At 72.5% G+C, this 3,067-nt stretch carries 2 protein-coding genes; both read right to left on the bottom strand.

The genetic code is table 11. The features are described from left to right. On the bottom strand, positions 1-1,272 hold a 1,272-nt coding region (locus AC27VN_RS37335), incomplete at its 3' end, for a sigma-54-dependent transcriptional regulator (RefSeq protein WP_490879909.1). 4 nt (positions 1,273-1,276) lie between these two features. Then, entirely contained in the window at positions 1,277-2,983 is a 1,707-nt protein-coding gene (locus tag AC27VN_RS37330) for a two-component system sensor histidine kinase NtrB (RefSeq protein ID WP_398500891.1), read from the bottom strand. Positions 2,984-3,067: the final 84 nt, after the last annotated feature.

Raw genomic sequence — 3,067 nt, 5'->3', positions numbered from 1 at the left:
AGGTCCGGGCGCGGCCGTCATCCAGCCGCCGCCCGCGCCATCCATCAGGTCGAGCTGCAGTTCGTCGCCGTCGTAGAGCGCGACCGCGCGGTGCAGCAGGTTCTCGAGCTCGCGCACGTTGCCGTGCAGCGGATGCTGCGCGAGCTGTCGCAGCAGCGCGTCCGACAGGCGCGGCGCGGGCAGTCCGCCGTCCTGCGCGATGCGCGCGAGCAGCGCGACGCACAGCGCGGGCAGGTCCTCGCGGCGCTCGCGCAGCGCGGGCACCGCGATCTCGATCACGTTGAGCCGATAGAACAGGTCCTGCCGGAAGCGGCCGGCCTGCACCTCGGCGTGCAGGTCCTTGTGGGTGGCACTCACGATGCGCACGTCGACCGCGTCTTCCTGCGTGGAGCCGATCGGCCGCACGCTGCGTTCCTGGATCGCGCGCAGCAGCTTGGACTGCATCGCCAGCGGCAGGTCGCCGATCTCGTCGAGGAACAGCGTGCCGCCGCGCGCGGCCTGGAAGTAGCCGTCGCGGTCCTGCGCCGAGCCGGTGTACGAACCCTTGCGCGCGCCGAAGAATTCGGCCTCGAGCAGGTTCTCGGGAATCGCGCCGCAGTTCACCGCGACGAAGGGACCGTCGCTGCGCTGGCTGCAGGCATGGACCGCGCGCGCCACCAGCTCCTTGCCGGTGCCCGATTCGCCGCGCACCAGCACCGGCGCCATGCCGCGCGCCACCTTGGCGATGCGCGACTTCACGAGCCGCATCGGCTCCGAATCGCCGACCAGCCGCTCGAGCGCGGAAGCGCCTGCGCTGCCCGCGGCGGCCAGCGCCGACGTGCCGTCGCTCGCATCGGCGGCCTTGGCCGGGCGCGCCGCGGCCTGCGCGACCGGTGGCGGCTGCTGCGCCTGCACCGCGGAGGCGACGACCGCGCGGAACTGCTTCAGGTCGACCGGCTTGGTGAGGTAGTCGAAGGCGCCGGCCTTCAGCGCCTCGACCGCGTTCTCGGCCGAGCCGTAGGCGGTCATCACCACGCAGCGCTCGCTGCGCTGGTTCTTCTGGATGCGCTGGATGATCTCCATGCCCTGGCCGTCGGGCAGCCGCATGTCGGTGATCACGGCGTCGAAGCGCGTGGCCTCGAGGTGCTGCCAGGCTTCGGAGACGCTGCCCGCGGCCTCGACCCGGTAGCCTTCGCGCAGCAGCGTGAGTTCGTAGAGCGTGCGAAGGTCGGGTTCGTCGTCGATGACGAGGATCTGCGCGGGACGCTGGGAGGGCGGATGGGAGCTGCTCACGCCGCTATTGTGTCAGCCGGTTTTCGCTCGCGGCGAAGCCGACGAAGAATTCGTTGCCCTCGGGCGCTTCGCCCGCCAGCGCGCGCCGCTCGTAGCCGATGGCCGCGCCGTGGCGCCGGCACAGCTCGCGGCACAGGAACAGGCCCAGTCCGCTCGAGCGGCTTTCCGACGAGAAGAAGGGTTCGAACAGGTGGCGCTGCACCGCCGGTTCGAGCGGTGCGCCATCGCTCCAGACCTGCAGGGTCGGCCGGCCCGGGCTGCCCGCGCGCTGCAGCGTGGTCACGACCTGGATCGCGCCCTCGCGCAGGCTCGCGTAGCGCGCCGCGTTGTCGAGCAGGTTCACCAGCAGGCGGCGCAGGTGCTCGACGTCGAAGCGCACCTCCACGCCCGGCGCGTCGAGCACCACGGTCACGCCCTTGCGCTGGGTCTGGCGCATCCATTCCTCGGTCAGGGCCTGCACGGTGGGGTCGAGCACCACCTGCTCGCCGAGCGACAGCACGCGCTGCTGGCGCGCGCGCGAGACGTCGAGCACGTCGTCGACGATGCGCGCGAGGCGCTGCGCGTTGTGCTGCACCATGTGCGTGAGCTGGCGGTGCGCGGGATCGGTCAGGTCCTCGTTGAGCAGCGCGCTGGCCTGCGTGATGGCGGCCAGCGGGTTGCGGATCTCGTGCGCGACCGCGGCCGACATGCGGCCCATGGCGGCCAGCTTCTCGGTGCGGATGCGGGCCTCGAGCTCGCGCAGGTCCTGCAGGAACATCACGCACAGGCTGCCCATGCGCTGGTCGCTCGAGGGCGTGAGGCGGGTGCGCACGCGCACCTCGCGCGCCGCGCCGCGCGCCTGCGCGACCGGGATCTCCTCGGACTGCGATTCGCGGCGCGCATAGGTCTGGCGCGCCAGCGCGGCCAGCGCATGCCAGGCCGGCTGGGCATGCAGCGGAAAGGGCAGCCGCAACTGGCCCAGGCCCTGGCCCAGGATCGCGTCGGCCGCCGGGTTGGCCGCATGCACCAGGCCCTCGGCGTCGATCACCAGCACGCCTTCGCTCAGCGTCTCGATCACCAGATCGTTGACCTGCGCCTGCATCTGCGCGCTGCTGCGGTTGTGCTGCGACACGGCTTCTTCGCGCGCCAGCCGGCGCGCGAGCTCGTGCGCCAGCAGCGCCACCACGAACAGCCCGGTGCCCGTGAGCGCCGCCTGCACGAAGCGCGCGGGCGAGTCGCCGGGCTGCTGCACCCAGTGCCAGGCGGCGTCGGCCAGCAGCAGCAGCGTGACGGTGGCGGTGGTGCCCATGCTCACCATCACCGTGCCGAGCACCGCGCTCATGAGCACCGGCAGCGCGAACAGCGGCGTGTAGTTGATGTTGCCGCCCTGCGTGACCTGCAGCGCCGCGAAGACCGCGAGGTCGACGCCGGTGCTCAGCATCCAGGCGGCGCCGAAGCCGCGCATCGGCGGCTCGAAATGCACGTAGCGCGCACCCAGCGCCGCCGCCGCGAGGTAGCTGGCCGACAGCACCACCGCCACCGGCTGCATGGTCTGGCCGAGCGCGAAGCTCACGCCCTGCAGCAGCACCAGCACCAGCGCGACGAAGCAGCGCGCGCCCATGAAGCCGCGCCACAGCCGCAGCAGCGCGGCGCTCTCGCGCGCACCGGGCTCCAGCACGTCCCAGTCGGTGACCGGTTCGCCGCTGGCCCAGAGGGAGGAACTGCTACCCATCGCTGCGACGAAGCCGGCTCGGCGCCGTTCAGGCGCGCTCGGCGACCTGCCGGTGCGCGGCGCTGCAGTAGAGGGTGCCGTCGA

This window comes from Variovorax sp. 20P10.2.4, from assembly GCF_058244205.1.
The sequence above is the reverse complement of the archived record's forward strand: the minus strand, read 5'-3'. Positions and strand labels throughout refer to the sequence as shown.

What these genes read in the sequence shown, in the direction of transcription:
- AC27VN_RS37330 (WP_398500891.1), bottom strand. Translation starts at nt 2,983, where the DNA reads ATGGGTAGCAGTTCCTCCCTCTGGGCCAGCGGCGAACCGGTCACCGAC.